This is a genomic window from Pseudomonas sp. ANT_H12B (genome assembly GCF_008369325.1).
Lineage (GTDB): Bacteria > Pseudomonadota > Gammaproteobacteria > Pseudomonadales > Pseudomonadaceae > Aquipseudomonas.
Map to the genome: position 1 here is coordinate 110,769 of NZ_VOBI01000010.1, position 16,675 is coordinate 127,443.

The following is a 16,675-nucleotide window of genomic DNA, read 5'->3' on the forward strand; positions in this document are numbered from 1 at the left end:
CTCAAATGGATATTGAGAACACATCATGAGTACCGACCGACAAAAATCCTTTATCGCGACCATTGGCGCCCAAACTACTTTGGTTCACTTTCTTGACGTGGTGCATGGAGAAGAAGCAACCGTATTCTCCTCGTCCTTCAGTGGTGGGTTCTTCACCGGAAGACCAGAAACGCGGGATGACTCCCACTTTCTGAGCCTACGCCCCGAACCCCGTTTAACCCTTTATTTCAGGTATACCAGTTCCGGTTACAGGCTCTACATCCGGACACCAGGCCCCTATTATGGAAAGTGTCTCAGCATTAGTGAAAATGGACTTCTGGGTGCCTTTCCGAGCGAAGGAGCGAAAACCTTTAACCTGATAGATAAGCGAGGATTTATCCTGCCAATTGACGGCGTCAAAACAGATACATTAAATATATATCTACAGGTAGCAGGATCGCCCGGAGCTCTGCACATACACCGACTGCACGATTCCAAATTTACTTATTTTGCCGACAGGAATGAATCTCCATACATGTTTAATTTTACAATCCTGGAACGAAACGCCCACTACCTTGATTACCCCAAAGAAGTTTAAGCTTTCCACGCTATTTTTCACAGTTTGGCCGATGATATGATCGGCCAAACTCAGGGTAAAAACATATGCTCTTGCCATCAGCCATTGAATACTAAAACCACAATCACGCTTGATTGACTCCACACTCTTCCCGCAACATTGGCAATAATCGCTTCACGCCCTTCCCGCGCCTCATCGTCAGCCATCTCCGCGTCACACGCCTGTTTAAGCGCAAGGAACTGAGCACCACTGGTCAGACCGGTCATGCCAATTTTTCGGTTTCCCCTTGTAATTGAGAAAAACCCTAGCCTAGACTGCGCCTGCACTGGACATACCGGTAAGACCACAATAATTAAGTCCTGAATCTGATGCGCTAAGCGCACGGCAGCCAGGACACCGACCAGGATTCCTCCCATGCTCAGATGGTGCTCGCGCTCAATCTTCCTCCAAGTGGTTCTCGGACTGGTGCTCGGCATCGTCTGCGGGCTGACCCTTCCTGAATACTCCGCCCAGCTAAAACCCCTCGGCGACGGCTTCATCAAACTGATCAAGATGCTCATCGGTCTGATCGTGTTCTGCGTAGTGGTCAGCGGCATCAGCGGTGCCGGCGACCTGAAGAAGGTCGGACGTATCGGCCTGAAATCGGTGATTTACTTCGAAATCCTGACCACCATCGCTCTGGTGATCGGCTTGGTGTTCGCCTTCAGCACCGGCATCGGCAGTGGCGCGAATATTCATCTGGATCAGCTCTCCACCGCTGACATAGGCGATATCGCCCAGCGCGGCCAGCACATGCACACCACCACGCAGTTCCTGATGGACCTGATCCCGACCTCGGTGATTGGTGCCTTTGCCGACAACAATATCCTGCAAGTGCTGTTGTTTTCAGTGCTGTTCGGTAGCGCCCTGAATCTGGTGGGTGAAGCAGCTTCCGGTATTTCCCGGTTGATCAACGAACTCAGCCACGTGATCTTCCGCATCATGGGTATGATCGTGCGCCTGGCGCCGATTGGTGTGTTCGGGGCAATTGCGTTCACTACCAGCAAATATGGCCTGGACTCGCTGCAGCATTTGGGCAGCCTGGTCGGCCTGTTTTACCTGACCTGCGTAGCGTTCGTGTCGCTGATTCTCGGCCTGGTGATGCGCCTTTCCGGTCTGCGGATGTGGCCGTTGCTCAAGTATCTGCGTGAAGAACTGATGATCGTCATGGGCACCGCTTCTTCCGACGCCGTGTTGCCACAAATCATGCGCAAGCTTGAGCACCTGGGTATCGGCAGCTCGACGGTCGGGCTGGTCATTCCAACCGGGTACTCGTTTAACCTGGACGGTTTTTCGATCTACCTGACGCTGGCCATTGTGTTTATCGCCAACGCCACCGGTACGCCGTTGGCCATGACTGACTTGCTGACGATTCTGCTGGTGTCGCTAATCACCTCCAAAGGAGCCCACGGGATTCCCGGCTCGGCGCTGGTGATTCTGGCGGCAACCCTGACCGCGATTCCGGCGATTCCGGTAGTGGGCCTGGTGCTGGTGCTGGCGGTGGACTGGTTCATGGGCATCGGCCGGGCGCTGACCAACCTGATCGGCAACTGCGTCGCCACCGTGGCCATCGCGCGCTGGGAAAAGGACATCGATATCCAACGGGCGAACAAAGTGCTTTCCGGTGAACTGGGGTATACCTTTCAGCCCAGAAAACCGGTCGCACCGGCCCATCAGCAGGAATTCTGAATAATCGCCGTGCCTGCCCGAGGGCAGGCACGGCCATCAAACGTTATGGATGCTCATGGAGCGAACAGTGATCACCTCGTCGACCGTTGTGAATTCAGTAGTAGAAAAACTCCGGGCCGCGTTGGCCCGTGGTCAGTGGCGCTCCGGCGAAATGCTGCCGGGGCAGCGTGAACTGGCTGAACAACTGGGCATCAGCCGCCCGAGCCTGCGTGAAGCGGTGATCGTGCTCGAAACCCTCGGGCTGGTGCGTTCCATGCCGGGTAAAGGCGTGGTGGTGCTTGAAGCCAATCTCAGCGACAGCCAAAGCCACGACAGCGCGGTGGCCGGCGCGAGTCTGGAAGACGTGCTGCAACTGCGCTACACCCTCGAGCCGTTCATTGTTGGCCTGGTGGCGCAATCCATCAGTAGCAAGGAAGTCGGGCAATTGCGCCTGACATTGATGGACATGCGCGAAGCCTTGGAGGCGAACGACAGCGAAGCCGGCGTGAACGCCTACATCGCCTTCCACGAAGAGCTCTTCACGCTGACGTCGAACCCGATTTTCCAGAGTGTGGTGCAACAGACCAGCAACGCCCTCAAGCAAAGCGCCGACGTGTTGCGTAACTCCCCGGAGCATTTGGCTGAACGCCTTGAGGAGAACGAAGCCGTGGTGCGCGCAATCCGCAGCAAAAACAGCGCCCAGGCCAGCGCCGAGATGCGTCGGCACATCCTTCGGGAAGGCCAGCGGATGGGCATCGAATTGAATATTCCGGATGACAACCTCGTCAGTTGAGTCCGTTTCAAACTGGAGACAAGCCATGAACAGCTTCGCCTCACCGCAGACTCTTACTGCCCTGCCCTTTCGCCCGCCGGTGGATGATCTGTATTCGCGGGTCTTCGACGCCATACTCGAGCAGCGTATCCACGCGGCCAGTCGCTTTACTGAAGAAAGCCTGGCGCAGATGTTCGGTGCCAGACGCAGTGACATTCGCAGCGTTCTGACACAACTGTCCCATCAGCAGATCATCGTCCTTCGGGTCAACCATCGTCCCCGCGTCGCCCCGTTCGATAGCGAACAGACCCGGCAGACGCTGCATGCTCGGCGGCTGACCGAAATCACCTTGGTGCACCTGGTCTGCCAGCAATCCCGCACGCAAGACTTAAAACCACTGCGAGTCTTGATCGATAGCGAGCGTCAATGCACCGCCCGTGGTCCGGCGATTCGCTTATCGGGGGAGTTTCATTTGCAGTTGGCGGAAATGGCTGGGAATGCACCATTGACGCATTTTCTTGGTAGCTTGGTGCCGCTGACTTCGCTGGCGATTGCGCAGGTTGATGCGCAGACCCGAGGTTATTGCACGTGGCAAGTGCACGAAGATATTTTGAATGCGGTTGAGCGGGGAGACGCGGTGATGGCTGAGGCTTTGCTCAGCCATCATCTGGATAATCTGGAAGAGATATTGCTGAACTCTGAACCGATATCCCACCAGAATCGTGTTGCCGGGTAGATCGCCATCGCGGGCTTGCCCGCTCCCACAGGGTCAGTGGCGAACACAGAATCCGTGAAAACCAGAGATCTACTGTGGGAGCGGGCTTGCCCGCGATGGCACCATCACTGACGCTACAAATGTTTCAGTGCGCCGCTACCCGCGCAAACCCCTCGCGAATCTTCTCTTCCGGCAAATCATCGGCAATAAACACGATCACACTTTCGCGCGTTTCATCGTCCGCCCACTCTGTGTCCCAGTCGAAACCGTAAAGCTTCAGCACGCCTTGAAACACCATGCGTCGCGGCTCACCAACGATGTTCAACACACCTTTGTAGCGCAGCAATTGCTTGCCATGCTCTTCAAGCAGTTCGTTCATGAATTCGCTGAGCTTGTCGATATCCAGCGGTTTGTCGGTGCGCAGTACCAGGCTGGAAATACGGTCGATGGAGGGCGCCTTGCTTACCGGACGCAAACTCATACCGCCGAGATCGGCGTTCAGATTAAATCCGCGCACATCGAGTAATTCCGCCAGATCGATCTTGCCGTGTTCGACCACGCGAATCGGTGCGCGACGGTTGATGCGGGTCAGCCGTTCGCTGAGGGCGTTGAACGTCGCCTCGTCCACCAGATCGCGTTTGCTCACCAGCAAGCGGTCGGCAAAACCGATCTGCGCCTGGGCGATGGTTTGGGTCAGGTGAGTGTCAGCGTGCGCCGCGTCCACCAAGGTGATGATGCCGTCGAGGATGTAGCGCTCGCGCAGTTCTTCATCGATGAAAAAGGTTTGAGCCACAGGAGCCGGGTCGGCCAGGCCGGTGCATTCGATCACCAGACGGTCGAAGGCGATTTCGCCGCTGTCCAGGCGCTCGAGAAGCAAATACAAAGCCTTGGTCAGGTCTGTGTGGATGGTGCAGCAGACGCAGCCGTTGGACAGCGTCATCACTTGCACCGGCTCGTCGCCCAACAGCTGGGTGTCGATGCCGGCGTCGCTGAATTCGTTTTCGATCACGGCGATTTTCAGGCCGTGTTCGGCTTTGAGCAGGTAGCGCAATAGCGTGGTTTTTCCCGCGCCGAGAAAGCCGCTGAGGATCGTTACCGGGATGGGAGAGGACAACTGGAATCTCCTGTTTCACAAAGTTAAAAAAAACACTAAACAACTGTGGGAGCGAGCCTGCTCGCGAAGGCGGTGTGCCAGTCGACATCGATGTCGAATGACAGATTGCCTTCGCGAGCAGGCTCGCTCCCACAGGTTTTTGCTTTACATCATGACCTGACTCAGCAGATCAACAGCACTTCGGCCCACCCTTGCCACCGTATCGAGCCTCTTGACGTTCCCGGAAGAACATCTCGTAGCTCATCACCGGTTTGTCCGGGTGTTTGGTTTGCATATGCTCGACGTAGTTGTCGTAGTCGGGCATCCCGACCATCAGGCGCGCGGCCTGACCGAGGTACTTACCGAGGCGACTCAGGTCATTGAACATCGTTGCAATCCTCGATCAAGCATCCGGAATGGCCTGGAACGGCGCTTCTTTATCCGTACGTTCTTTGGTACCCCAGGCGGCAATGCCGACCTTGAGTGCATAGAACAGGATGCTGAAGACCACGAACAGGAACAGCGCCGTCAGCGTTGCATTGGTGTAGGCGTTGAAGATCACGTGTTGCATCTGCGTGATGTCCTTGGCTGGCGCGAGGATTTGCCCGTTGGCCAGCGCATCGCTGTATTTCTTGGCCAGTGACAGGAAACCGATCGCCGGGTTGGCGTCGAACAGCTTGATGAAGCCTGCGGTGGTGGTGCAGATCAACAGCCACACCGCGGGCAACATGGTCACCCAGACGTAGCGTTGGCGTTTCATTTTGATCAGCACAACGGTTGCCAGCATCAGCGCGATACCCGCCAGCATCTGGTTGGAGATACCGAACAGCGGCCACAAGGTGTTGATGCCACCCAGTGGATCGATCACACCCTGGTACAGCAACCAACCCCACATCGCCACGCAACCGGCGGTTGCGATCAGGTTGGCGGTCCAGGATTCGGTGCGTTTCAGCGCCGGCACGAAGGAGCCGAGCAAGTCCTGCAGCATGAAGCGTCCGGCACGGGTACCGGCATCGACCGCGGTCAGGATGAACAACGCTTCGAACAGGATCGCGAAGTGGTACCAGAACGCCATGGTGTTTTCACCCGGCAGGACACTGTGCAGGATCTGCGCGATACCGACCGCCAAGGTCGGCGCGCCGCCAGCACGGGCCAGGATCGTGGTTTCGCCGATGTCCTTGGCCACCGCTTGCAGCGCTTCCGGAGTGATTGCAAAACCCCAGCTGGTGACAGTTTGAGCCACTGTCACCACGTCACCACCGACGACTGCCGCCGGGCTGTTCATGGCGAAATACACGCCTGGCTCGATCACCGAAGCGGCCACCATCGCCATGATGGCGACGAAGGATTCCATCAGCATGGCGCCGTAACCGATGTAACGAGAGTTGACCTCGTTATCCAGCAGTTTCGGCGTGGTACCGGAAGCGATCAGCGCATGGAACCCGGAGACCGCGCCACAAGCAATGGTGATGAACAGGAACGGGAACAGACCGCCCTTCCACACCGGCCCGGTGCCATCGATGAACTGGGTCAGCGCCGGCATTTTCAGCTCAGGCATGGTGATCAGGATGCCGATCGCCAACGCCACGATGGTGCCGATTTTCAGGAACGTCGACAGGTAGTCACGCGGTGCCAGAATCAGCCAGACCGGTAACGAGGCGGCCACGAAACCGTAACCGACCAGCATCCACGTAATCTGCACGCCGGTGAAGCTGAACGCCTTGGCCCACACCGGATCGGCGGCAATCTGCCCGCCCAGCCAGATCGAACCGAGCAGCAACAGCACGCCGACAATGGAGATTTCACCGATGCGACCCGGGCGGATGTAACGCATGTAAATGCCCATGAACATCGCGATCGGGATGGTCGCCATTACCGTGAAAATGCCCCAAGGGCTTTCCGCCAAGGCCTTGACCACGATCAGCGCCAACACCGCGAGGATGATGATCATGATCAGGAAGCAGCCAAACAGCGCGATGGTCCCGGGGATGCGGCCCATTTCCTCGCGGACCATGTCGCCCAGGGAGCGGCCGTTGCGGCGGGTGGACAGGAACAGGACCATGAAGTCCTGAACCGCACCGGCCAGCACCACGCCGGCAATCAGCCACAGCGTGCCGGGCAGGTAGCCCATCTGCGCCGCCAGCACCGGACCGACCAGCGGCCCCGCGCCAGCGATGGCTGCGAAGTGGTGACCGAAGAGGATGTGTTTGTTGGTCGGTACGTAGTCCAGACCGTCATTGTTGAGCACGGCGGGGGTGGCCCGTCGCGGGTCGAGCTGCATCACATTGTTAGCGATGAACAGACTGTAATAGCGATATGCAACCAGATAGATGGCCACGGCAGCGACCACAATCCATAAGGCGTTGATCGCCTCGCCTCGGCGCAATGCCACTACACCAAGGGCGCACGCGCCTACGATTGCCAGCAGCAGCCAGGGTATATGGCGTAGCAGGCTATTATTATTTTTCATTTTATTATTCCAGCCAGGGTGGACAAGAAAGAAAGCCATCCGGAGTTTAGCTCGACTGACGGTAAAGACCATACCCCAACATTGATCCAGACACTTGCCTTGGCTGGCAGGCTTTGACAGTGCGGGTCTATAGTCAGCGGACATTCAGAGGATTACGCCATGAGCGACCACACTGCCGATCGCCGCCGCTTCAAACGTATTGCGTTCGATGCCAGAACCGAATTGAGCCAGGGGGAATTCATTTGGCCGGTGAAGCTGATCGACCTGTCGCTCAAGGGGCTGTTGATCGAGAAACCCGAACCTTGGCTGGGTAATCCCGATTGGCATTTCCTGGTCGATATTCATCTCAACGAAGACGTCGAGATCAAGATGGATGTGATGTTGACTCACGATGACCATGGTCAGCTCGGGTTCGTCTGCAAACACATCAGCCTGGAATCCATCGAACGCCTGCGGCGATTGGTTGAACTCAACCTTGGCGATTCGCAGGAGCTCGAACGGGAGTTGGGTGCCCTGATCGAAGTCTGAATACCAATCCCATACCCATGTGGGAGCGAGCCTGCTCGCGAATACGGTCTGACATTCAACATTTAAGTCGACTGACATACTGCTATCGCGAGCAGGCTCGCTCCCACAGGTTTTGTATCGATCTGAACGTTATTCGAAGAGGGCGTCGAGCGCCTGCTCCAGTCGAGTCACGGCAATAATCTGCAACCCCGGCGGTGCCTCTTTCGGTGCATTACCCTTGGGCACAATGGCGCGTTTGAAGCCGTGCTTGGCCGCTTCCTTCAAGCGTTCCTGGCCGCTCGGTACCGGGCGCACTTCGCCGGACAGCCCGACTTCGCCAAACACCAACAGATCATGAGGCAACGGCCGGTTGCGTAAGCTGGACATTACGGCCGCCATCAGCGCCAGGTCGGATGCTGTTTCCAGCACCTTAACCCCGCCAACCACATTGAGGAATACGTCCTGATCGTGGGTCGGAATGCCACCGTGACGGTGCAGTACCGCCAGCAACATCGCCAGCCGATTCTGATCCAGACCCAGCGTTACCCGGCGCGGGTTGGCCAGATGGCTGTCATCCACCAAGGCCTGAACTTCCACCAGCATCGGCCGCGTCCCTTCCCAGGTCGCCATGACCACACTGCCCGGGACTTCTTCCTGAGCACGGGTCAGGAAAATCGCTGAAGGGTTGGAAACCTCCTTCAGTCCTTTGTCGGTCATGCCGAACACGCCCAGCTCGTTGACGGCGCCGAAACGGTTTTTCACCGCCCGCAACAGACGCAGGCGCCCATCGGATTCGCCTTCGAAATACAGAACCGTATCAACCATGTGCTCCAGCACTCGCGGCCCGGCCAATGCGCCTTCTTTAGTCACGTGACCGACGAGGAAAATCGCCGTACCGCTCTGCTTGGCATAGCGCACCAGCAACGCTGCACTTTCCCGAACCTGGGACACGCCACCCGGTGCCGATTGCAGTTGCTCGGTGAAAATCGTCTGAATCGAATCGATCACCATGACCTTGGGCTTTTCCTGCCGGGCGGTGGCGATGATGGTTTCGATGCAGGTCTCGGTCATCACCCGCAGTTGATCCTGCGGCAAGCCCAAGCGCCGGGCACGCATCGCCACTTGCTGCTGGGATTCTTCGCCGGTGACGTAAAGCGCTGGCATGCTCTTGGCGAGATTGCACAAGGTTTGCAACAAAATGGTCGATTTGCCGATGCCCGGATCACCGCCGATCAGCACCACAGAGCCATCCACCAGGCCACCGCCCAAGACGCGATCAAGTTCACTGGAGGCAGTGGAAAAACGCGGAATTTCTTCGACGCTGACCTCGGCCAGGGTCTTGATCTGAGCCTGCTGACCGGTCCAGCCGGTGCGCCCGCTGGGTGCTGCGGCACCGCCGCTCTCGACCATGGTTTCAGTCAGAGTGTTCCAGGCCCCGCACTCGCCGCACTGGCCGGCCCACTTGGGGAAGGTTGAACCGCACTCAGTGCAGCCGTACATGCGCTTGGCCTTGGCCATCTGAACTCCCGGCAAAAACCGCGATGATAGCTCAGCTGGACCGGATCAGCGCGGCGCTGTTGCCCAGCGGGCAAATAGAGAACATTTGCCCTGCACCAAGCAATCTTGCGAATGCTCGATGTCGAAAATAACATCGGTCGAAGTCATGGCAACTAGTTCAGCTTCCAGGAAGACGCTTGCTGGATTCCGAATTAAACAACCTGTCCAACTTTCTGCTCTGAAACTTCGGACTAAGCTCTGCGCGCGCCCAACAACTTGCAAATCAAAGTTGTACAAATCTTGCTTATTTAACACTTGGACGTACAAGTCCCGCCTTGGACAATTAATTACTGCTAAAGCGGAAGTGCGTTACGTAAGATCTCACTGGAAACGTTTTCCGAAGGTTAATAATCTCGATCCCACCGCCGTAAAAAACCAAAGTCAATGGCTGTCACTTGACGTGGTTACTTACATGAAAAACAACAAGTTGATCGGGTCACACCGCGTAGATCGTAGACACACCGGGGGGCGCTGCCCGTCGGCGAACACCTTGGCCGTAGTCCGCGAAGATCGGCAGCCACACTCAAGGTGCCATGCGCACCTTGCCAGCGGTTCACTGTTTGAGGCGCAACCCAAGTGCTCTAATCAGCGGTTAGCGGTCGAAGCGGCAGAGCACACATAGAAAAAACGCCATGTGACACTTAGGAATTTATCTTTATAAATCAACATGTTAGATTGTATTTCGCGCGCAATTGATGGCAATTTGCAAACTAAATACCAATTGATGTGTCGATAGAACGAGCATTGTAAGAAGGTGTTTCGGGCAAGATCCGTTTTGCTGATTTACACTGCATTCACCAACCTCATCTGTAACAAGGAAATAACCTATGGGCGTGATAAGTGAGTTCAAGGCCTTCGCGGTCAAAGGTAATGTGGTCGACATGGCCGTCGGGATCATCATCGGTGCTGCCTTCGGCAAGATCGTTTCATCGTTTGTCGGCGACGTCGTCATGCCGCCAATCGGCCTGCTGATCGGCGGGGTGGATTTCAGTGACCTGGCCGTTACGCTCAAGGCAGCCAACGGCGACATACCGGCGGTAGCGCTGGCATACGGTAAATTCATCCAGAGCCTGATCGACTTCATCATCGTCGCCTTCGCCATCTTCATGGGCGTCAAGGCCATCAACCGTCTGAAGCGCGAAGAGGCTGTCGCCCCTACTCTGCCGCCGGTTCCAACCAAGGAAGAAGAGCTGTTGAGTGAGATCCGCGACCTGCTCAAGGTCCAGAACGATCGGCCCACAACCGTCAACCCTGAACGCTCTGCTGAATGACAAACGGCGCCTTCGGGCGCCGTTTTTTTTACCAGTAGTTTTCCACCGCCACCTGCCCGGGTCGTCGACTGAGGCTCAAGTGCATATGGCGTTGTTTGAGCAATTTACGCGTGTCATCGATCATTTGCGGATTACCGCAGAGCATGACCCGCGAGTGTTCGGCCGTCAGCGCCACGCCTGCCGCCCGCTCCAGCTCGCCATTTTCTATTAGCGTTGTGATCCGCCCACTCAGGGTGCCAGGTTGCTGCTCGCGAGTAACAGTGGCGATGAAATGCAGCTTGTGGGCGTACTCGGCCAGATAATCGCGCTGCGCCAACCCCGCAATCAGCTCCTGATATGCCAGCTCCCGGGCTTCGCGCACGCTGTAGACCAGAATGATTCGTTCGAATTTCTCCCAGACTTCAAAGTCCTGCAGGATCGACAGAAACGGCGCCACGCCGGTGCCTGTCGATAACAACCAGAGGTCATGCCCGTCGACGAAACGATCGAGCGTCAGGTAACCAAACGCCTGACGTTCGACCAGCAGCGTATCGCCGACTTCCAGCCGACTCAGCTCACTGGTGAACTCGCCCCCCGGCACCACAATGGAAAAGAACTCGAGGAATTCGTCATAGGGCGATGACACCATGGAGTAGGCCCGCCATACGGTGCTGCCATCAGCCTTGGTCACGCCCAGTCGGGCGAATTGGCCGGCACGAAAACGAAATCCCGGATCGCGGGTGGTTCGCAGGGTGAACAGGTTCGGGGTCAACGGCTGGACGTCGAGCAGGGTCTGGCGAGTGAATTTTTCTGCACTGGCGGTCATGGGTCGCTCCAATTCAACAGATAACCCTAGTGTCCCGCAAAGCAGGCGCCGTAAACACCGGTGTTTTGTAGTGTCTTTTCAGAAATACTTGCATCTGCATCAATCCAAAAAATGTTTATGCAAAGTCAATTGCATTAAACCCGTCATCTAATTATCCGTCCGCACCCTCACTAGATTAGAACCCGATACTTGTTTAAAAATTGTGAGCAAAGCCAAAAGTTCTCAACGTATGTGTAGGAATAGTCCTACACTCGTAGCGTGTTGGATTTTGGATCCAATACCCCCAAGCAAAAAATGGAGATTTTAAGATGGAGAGGTGGAAGGAGTCACAACTCAAACAATTGTCATGCGCTACGGAGATAGATACTGCCTACCGGATCTCACTTGGCTTCGCGAAAAATATCGGCTTTAAATTTTTCGCCTTTTCAACAACCTATCCAACAAAATCTAACGCTTTTAATACTGTTCAACTCAACAACTACCCTGCTGACTGGAACACTGAATATGAACAAAAAAAGCTGAGCGCATTAGACCCGGTAGTAGCACACTGCAATCATTCCATGTTGCCTGTGCTCTGGAGCGAAGAGCTGTTCTTCAAAGTTCCATGGCTGTGGGAAGCGCTTGAACAATATGGATTGCAGCACGGTTGGTCACAGTCGTTTCATGACGAAGAAAGCGGACTTTGCAGCATTCTGAGCCTTGCCAGAAGCCATTGCCCGATCACGGCGTTTGAGCTGTATGAAAATCTAGGTTTTTCAGTGTTCATGGGGCGCCATCTGCATACATTGATCGCACAGACTCTGCCCAGCAAACCTGCAAAGCCGCCGATCCCGCATTTGTCAGTACGCGAAATCGACGTATTAAAACTCGCCGCTGATGGCAAGACTGCGGATGAGAGCGCCAGAATTCTCAACCTCAGCTCACGTACCATCCAGTTCCATCTTCGCAACGCGATGGAAAAATTCGAGGTTCACAACAAAATTTCGGCAGTCATCGCCGCAGCCAAGGCCGGCTATCTCAACAGCCACGCGATACGCTGATCTAAAACCTGCGGGTATTCCAAAAGAAAAAAACGTACCATTTGCGGTCCCTCTTGAGTGATGACGTGTGAAATTTTCACGACGCAGTACACTCGGACGGTCCGCCCGCCAAACGCCCCTGGGCTGCGGGACACCCTTTGATGCTCCCCGCTGACTACCCAGAGCCCCCGTCTGATGCCCTTGCTTGAAACCCCCTTCGCTCAACTTGACCTGATCCGTCAGCCCGAACAGCCGAACGAACCGCTGCAAGCATTTGATGCCGCAGACGAATACCTGCTCAACTATCTGGCAGACCTTCAGCCTTCGGCCGAAACTCGGGTTCTGGTGCTCAACGACAGCTTTGGCGCATTGGCCGCCAGCCTGGCGGGCAACGTTCAGGTGACCAGCAGCGGCGATTCGTTCCTGGCCTTCCAGGGGCTGGAAAAAAATCTGATCCGTAACGGCCAGGCATTTGATGCGGTGCCGAGCGTGCCTGCCAGTGAAGCCTTCGTGGGCCCGTTTGACCGGGTACTGATTCGGGTGCCGAAAACCCTGGCCTTGCTGGAAGAACAACTGATCCGCCTGCAAGGTCAACTGGCACCGGGGGCCCAAGTGATTGCGGCCGCCATGGTGAAGCATTTGCCTCGCGCGGCCGGCGATCTGCTGGAGCGTTACATCGGCCCGGTGCAAGCCTCACTGGCGGTGAAGAAGGCTCGGTTATTGATCGCGACCACTGAAGCCAAAGCCCCCGTAGCGTCCCCCTATCCGACCCGCTATCGACTCGACACACCTGCAATCGAACTGCTCAACCACGCCAATGTGTTCTGCCGCGAAGGCTTGGATATCGGCACGCGAGCGTTCCTGCCGCATTTACCGAAAAACCTCGGCACAGCGCGGGTTGCTGATCTCGGTTGCGGTAACGGGGTTTTGGCCATCGCCAGCGCTCTGCAAAACCCTGAGGCGCATTACACGCTGGTGGACGAGTCGTTCATGGCCGTGCAATCGGCGGCCGAAAACTGGCGCGCGGCGCTGGGTGACCGGGACGTCATCGTGCGTGCCGACGATGGCCTGGCCGGCCAGGAACCACTGTCTCTGGACGTGGTGCTGTGCAATCCACCGTTTCACCAGCAACAGGTCGTCGGTGACTTTCTGGCCTGGCGCATGTTCCAGCAAGCCCGGGAAGCTTTAGTAGTGGGCGGCGCGTTGTACATCGTCGGCAACCGTCACCTGGGTTATCACAGCAAGCTCGCGCGACTGTTCCGTGGCGTCGAACAAGTGGCCGCCACACCCAAGTTCGTGATTCTCAAGGCGCGCAAATAACCGGCAAAAAAAACCCTCCATCAGGAGGGTTGTAAATCCGTGCCGCGAGGCAACGGGATGGGATCAGGTGCACATCAGTGGGTCGTCAGGCCCGCAGCATTCATGAACATACGCATCAGGCTGGCGACGATAAACAGTGCCACGACGCTGCCGGTCCAGATCATCGCCAGCCAGCCGAGTCGCTGCCAAAGCGGTTTTTTTTCGGCTTCTTCAATGTCGTGCAAGGAATGTTTGTTGGTCATTGTTTCGATCCTCCTTTAGATCGACGGCGCCATCGCGGGCAAGCCCGCTCCCACAGGTTTACTGGGGGCTAGTGGTAACCGTCTTCGTGAGTCACCTTGCCGCGGAACACGTAGTAGCTCCAGAAGGTGTAGCCAAGAATGAACGGGATGATGAACAGCGTGCCCACCAGCATGAAGCCCTGGCTTTGCGGTGGCGCAGCGGCGTCCCAGATCGAGATCGACGGCGGCACGATGTTCGGCCACAGACTGATGCCCAGACCGCTGTAACCCAGGAAGATCAGCACCAGCGTCAGCAGGAACGGCGTGTAGTGAGCATTGCGAGCCACCGCGCGGATCAGACCGTACAGGGTCACCAACACCAGAATCGGCACCGGCAGGAACCAGAACAGGTTCGGCAAGGTAAACCAGCGAGCCGCGATCTCGGCGTGAGCCAGCGGCGTCCAGATGCTGACGACGCCGATCACCGCCAACAACACGAATGCCAATGGCCGTGCCAGATCATGCATCTGTTCCTGCAACTTGCCTTCGGTCTTCATGATCAACCAGGTACAGCCGAGCAACGCATAAGCCACCACCAACGCCGCGCCGCAGAACATCGTGAACGGTGTCAGCCAGTCCAGTGAGCCACCGGCAAACTGGCGGTTGACCACCGGCAGCCCATCGATGAATGCACCCAATGCCACCCCCTGGAAAAAAGTCGCGGCGATAGAGCCCCCGATAAATGCCTTGTCCCAGAGGTGGCGCTTGTCGTCCCTGGCCTTGAAACGGAACTCGAATGCCACACCGCGAAAAATCAACCCGATCAGCATAAAGATCAGTGGCAGGTACAACGCGGAGAGCACCACCGAATAGGCCAGTGGGAAGGCGCCGAACAATGCCGCGCCGCCCAGTACCAGCCAGGTTTCATTGCCATCCCAGACTGGCGCGACAGTGTTCATCATCACATCGCGGTCGGTCTTGCCCGGGATGAACGGGAAGAGAATCCCGATCCCCAGATCAAAGCCATCCATGACCACGTACATCATGATGCCGAAGATGATGATCACGGCCCAGATCAGCGGAAGATCAATACCCATGATTCAAATCTCCTTGGTCACGGTGTGGTCGGTATCGGCGTGATCGTCGTCGGCTGCGGACAGCGGACGCGCCGGTGTACGTTTCTTGCCGGGACCACCGTCGTTGGTTTCCTTGCCTTCGTCGATCTTCGGCCCTTTGCGCACAAGGCGCATCATGTAGCCCAGACCGGCACCAAACAGCGCGAAATACACCACCACGAACAGGATCAACGTGATGCTCATCTGCATGAAACTGTGGTTGGAGGACGCGTCCGCCGTGCGCATCAGTCCGTAGACCACCCACGGCTGACGACCGATTTCAGTGGTGAACCAACCGGCGAGGATCGCGATCAGGCCGGACGGCCCCATCCACAACGCCAGGTACAGGAACGGCCGCGAGGTATACAGCTTGTCGCGTTTGCGCAGCCACAGGCTCCACAGACCGGTGAATATCATCAGCATGCCCAGACCCACCATGATCCGGAACGACCAGAACACGATGGTCGAATTCGGCCGGTCTTCAGGCGGGAATTCCTTGAGCGCCGGGACCTGTTTGTCCAGCGAGTGCGTGAGGATCAGGCTGCCCAGATACGGGATCTCTACCGCGAATTTGGTCCGCTCTTCTTTCATGTCCGGCCAGCCGAACAGGATCAGCGGGGTCGGCTCATCGCCATGGTTTTCCCAGTGGCCTTCGATCGCGGCAATTTTTGCCGGTTGATGCTTGAGCGTATTGAGGCCGTGGAAGTCACCGATGACGGCTTGAATCGGCGCCACGATCAAGGCCATCCACATCGCCATCGAGAGCATGGTACGGATCGCCGGGTTGTCCTTGCCGCGCAGCAAATGCCAGGCCGCCGAGGAGCCGACGAAGAAAGCGGTCGCGACGAACGCCGCCGTCGACATGTGCAACAGGCGGTACGGGAACGATGGGTTGAAGATGACAGCCACCCAGTCCACCGGAATGACCTGGCCATTAACGATTTCGTAACCCTGCGGGGTTTGCATCCAGCTGTTGGAGGCAAGAATCCAGAAGGTCGAGATCAAGGTGCCGATGGCAACCATGACCGTGGCAAAGAAGTGCAGCTTGCGCCCGACCTTGTTCCAGCCGAACAGCATCACGCCGAGGAAACCGGCTTCGAGGAAGAATGCCGTGAGCACTTCGTACGTCAGCAACGGCCCGGTCACGGAACCGGCGAAGTCGGAGAAGCGGCTCCAGTTGGTGCCGAACTGATAGGCCATGACGAGTCCGGAGACCACACCCATGCCGAAGTTGACCGCAAAGATCTTGGACCAGAAATGGTACAGATCGCGGTAGGTGTCGTTGTGCGTCTTCAGCCACAGGCCTTCGAGCACCGCAAGATAACTCGCCAGGCCAATGGTGATGGCAGGAAACAGGATGTGGAACGAAATGGTGAACGCGAACTGAATCCGGGCGAGATCAAGTGCCTCCAAACCGAACATAAGTCTTCCTCTGTCAGGTAATACCGGCTGAAGGCTTGCGGCCTACATCCACTGCCCCCACGGATATGGAGTGTGGCGAATTTGAATTCGTTCTTTTTTTACAAACATCACAACGTAGGGAGTCT

The 16,675-nt window shown here is 56.7% G+C and carries 17 protein-coding genes; 8 read left to right on the plus strand and 9 right to left on the minus strand.

Going from position 1 to position 16,675, the window contains the following annotated elements:
* The first annotated feature begins 25 nt into the window (after positions 1 to 25).
* The gene (locus FQ185_RS16955; protein WP_149418404.1) at positions 26 to 577 is read left to right on the plus strand and encodes a hypothetical protein; all 552 of its coding nucleotides are present in this window, start codon (positions 26 to 28) and stop codon (positions 575 to 577) included.
* A 77-nt stretch (positions 578 to 654) separates the two neighbouring features.
* Here FQ185_RS16955 and FQ185_RS30205 read toward each other — a convergent pair whose 3' ends face one another.
* A complete protein-coding gene (locus FQ185_RS30205) occupies positions 655 to 822 on the minus strand; it encodes a hypothetical protein (RefSeq protein WP_178113546.1) in 168 nt (55 codons plus the stop codon).
* 148 nt (positions 823 to 970) lie between these two features.
* Here FQ185_RS30205 and FQ185_RS16965 point away from each other — a divergent pair, with 148 nt between their 5' ends.
* From FQ185_RS16965 to FQ185_RS16975, 3 genes are all read left to right on the plus strand, one after another.
* Positions 971 to 2,284 (plus strand): C4-dicarboxylate transporter DctA, encoded by a 1,314-nt coding sequence (locus tag FQ185_RS16965; protein WP_149418406.1) that lies wholly within the window; start codon positions 971 to 973, stop codon positions 2,282 to 2,284.
* Between the two features lie 67 nt (positions 2,285 to 2,351).
* Positions 2,352 to 3,056, plus strand: a complete 705-nt coding sequence (locus FQ185_RS16970; protein ID WP_008154237.1) for a FadR/GntR family transcriptional regulator — start codon at positions 2,352 to 2,354, stop codon at positions 3,054 to 3,056.
* 25 nt (positions 3,057 to 3,081) lie between these two features.
* Positions 3,082 to 3,771, plus strand: a complete 690-nt coding sequence (locus FQ185_RS16975) for a GntR family transcriptional regulator (protein WP_149418407.1) — start codon at positions 3,082 to 3,084, stop codon at positions 3,769 to 3,771.
* A gap of 124 nt (positions 3,772 to 3,895) precedes the next feature.
* Here FQ185_RS16975 and yjiA read toward each other — a convergent pair whose 3' ends face one another.
* The 3 genes from yjiA to FQ185_RS16990 all read right to left on the minus strand — a co-directional run bounded on the left by yjiA (position 3,896) and on the right by FQ185_RS16990 (position 7,313).
* Entirely contained in the window at positions 3,896 to 4,864 is a 969-nt protein-coding gene (gene yjiA, locus FQ185_RS16980) for a GTPase (RefSeq protein WP_149418408.1), read from the minus strand.
* Between the two features lie 169 nt (positions 4,865 to 5,033).
* Positions 5,034 to 5,231: a YbdD/YjiX family protein gene (locus FQ185_RS16985; protein ID WP_007895266.1), complete on the minus strand. Its 198-nt coding sequence runs from the start codon at positions 5,229 to 5,231 to the stop codon at positions 5,034 to 5,036.
* A gap of 15 nt (positions 5,232 to 5,246) precedes the next feature.
* Entirely contained in the window at positions 5,247 to 7,313 is a 2,067-nt protein-coding gene (locus FQ185_RS16990) for a carbon starvation CstA family protein (RefSeq protein ID WP_149418409.1), read from the minus strand.
* Between the two features lie 159 nt (positions 7,314 to 7,472).
* Here FQ185_RS16990 and FQ185_RS16995 point away from each other — a divergent pair, with 159 nt between their 5' ends.
* Positions 7,473 to 7,841: a PilZ domain-containing protein gene (locus FQ185_RS16995; protein ID WP_149418410.1), complete on the plus strand. Its 369-nt coding sequence runs from the start codon at positions 7,473 to 7,475 to the stop codon at positions 7,839 to 7,841.
* 129 nt (positions 7,842 to 7,970) lie between these two features.
* On the opposite strand, the gene radA is transcribed toward FQ185_RS16995, so the two are convergent.
* Positions 7,971 to 9,338, minus strand: a complete 1,368-nt coding sequence (gene radA / locus FQ185_RS17000) for a DNA repair protein RadA (protein WP_007937264.1) — start codon at positions 9,336 to 9,338, stop codon at positions 7,971 to 7,973.
* Between the two features lie 866 nt (positions 9,339 to 10,204).
* Between radA and mscL the strand changes: the two genes are divergently transcribed.
* Complete coding sequence (gene mscL, locus FQ185_RS17010) at positions 10,205 to 10,648, plus strand: large-conductance mechanosensitive channel protein MscL (protein WP_149418411.1); 444 nt, start codon at positions 10,205 to 10,207, stop codon at positions 10,646 to 10,648.
* Between the two features lie 28 nt (positions 10,649 to 10,676).
* Here the strand turns inward: mscL and FQ185_RS17015 are convergent, their stop codons facing one another.
* Entirely contained in the window at positions 10,677 to 11,453 is a 777-nt protein-coding gene (locus tag FQ185_RS17015) for a ferredoxin--NADP reductase (protein ID WP_149418412.1), read from the minus strand.
* A gap of 308 nt (positions 11,454 to 11,761) precedes the next feature.
* On the opposite strand from FQ185_RS17015, the gene FQ185_RS17020 reads away from it, so the two are divergent.
* Positions 11,762 to 12,493, plus strand: coding sequence for a LuxR family transcriptional regulator (locus tag FQ185_RS17020; protein WP_149418413.1), 732 nt, complete (start codon positions 11,762 to 11,764; stop codon positions 12,491 to 12,493).
* A 174-nt stretch (positions 12,494 to 12,667) separates the two neighbouring features.
* Positions 12,668 to 13,792 carry a methyltransferase gene (locus FQ185_RS17025; RefSeq protein WP_149418414.1) on the plus strand — a complete coding sequence of 375 codons (1,125 nt, stop codon included), beginning with the start codon at positions 12,668 to 12,670 and terminating at the stop codon, positions 13,790 to 13,792.
* A 74-nt stretch (positions 13,793 to 13,866) separates the two neighbouring features.
* Here the strand turns inward: FQ185_RS17025 and FQ185_RS17030 are convergent, their stop codons facing one another.
* From FQ185_RS17030 to FQ185_RS17040, 3 genes are all read right to left on the minus strand, one after another.
* Entirely contained in the window at positions 13,867 to 14,034 is a 168-nt protein-coding gene (locus FQ185_RS17030; RefSeq protein WP_149418415.1) for a DUF2474 domain-containing protein, read from the minus strand.
* A gap of 68 nt (positions 14,035 to 14,102) precedes the next feature.
* The gene (gene cydB, locus FQ185_RS17035) at positions 14,103 to 15,110 is read right to left on the minus strand and encodes a cytochrome d ubiquinol oxidase subunit II (RefSeq protein WP_149418416.1); all 1,008 of its coding nucleotides are present in this window, start codon (positions 15,108 to 15,110) and stop codon (positions 14,103 to 14,105) included.
* A gap of 3 nt (positions 15,111 to 15,113) precedes the next feature.
* Complete coding sequence (locus FQ185_RS17040) at positions 15,114 to 16,550, minus strand: cytochrome ubiquinol oxidase subunit I (protein WP_149418417.1); 1,437 nt, start codon at positions 16,548 to 16,550, stop codon at positions 15,114 to 15,116.
* Positions 16,551 to 16,675: the final 125 nt, after the last annotated feature.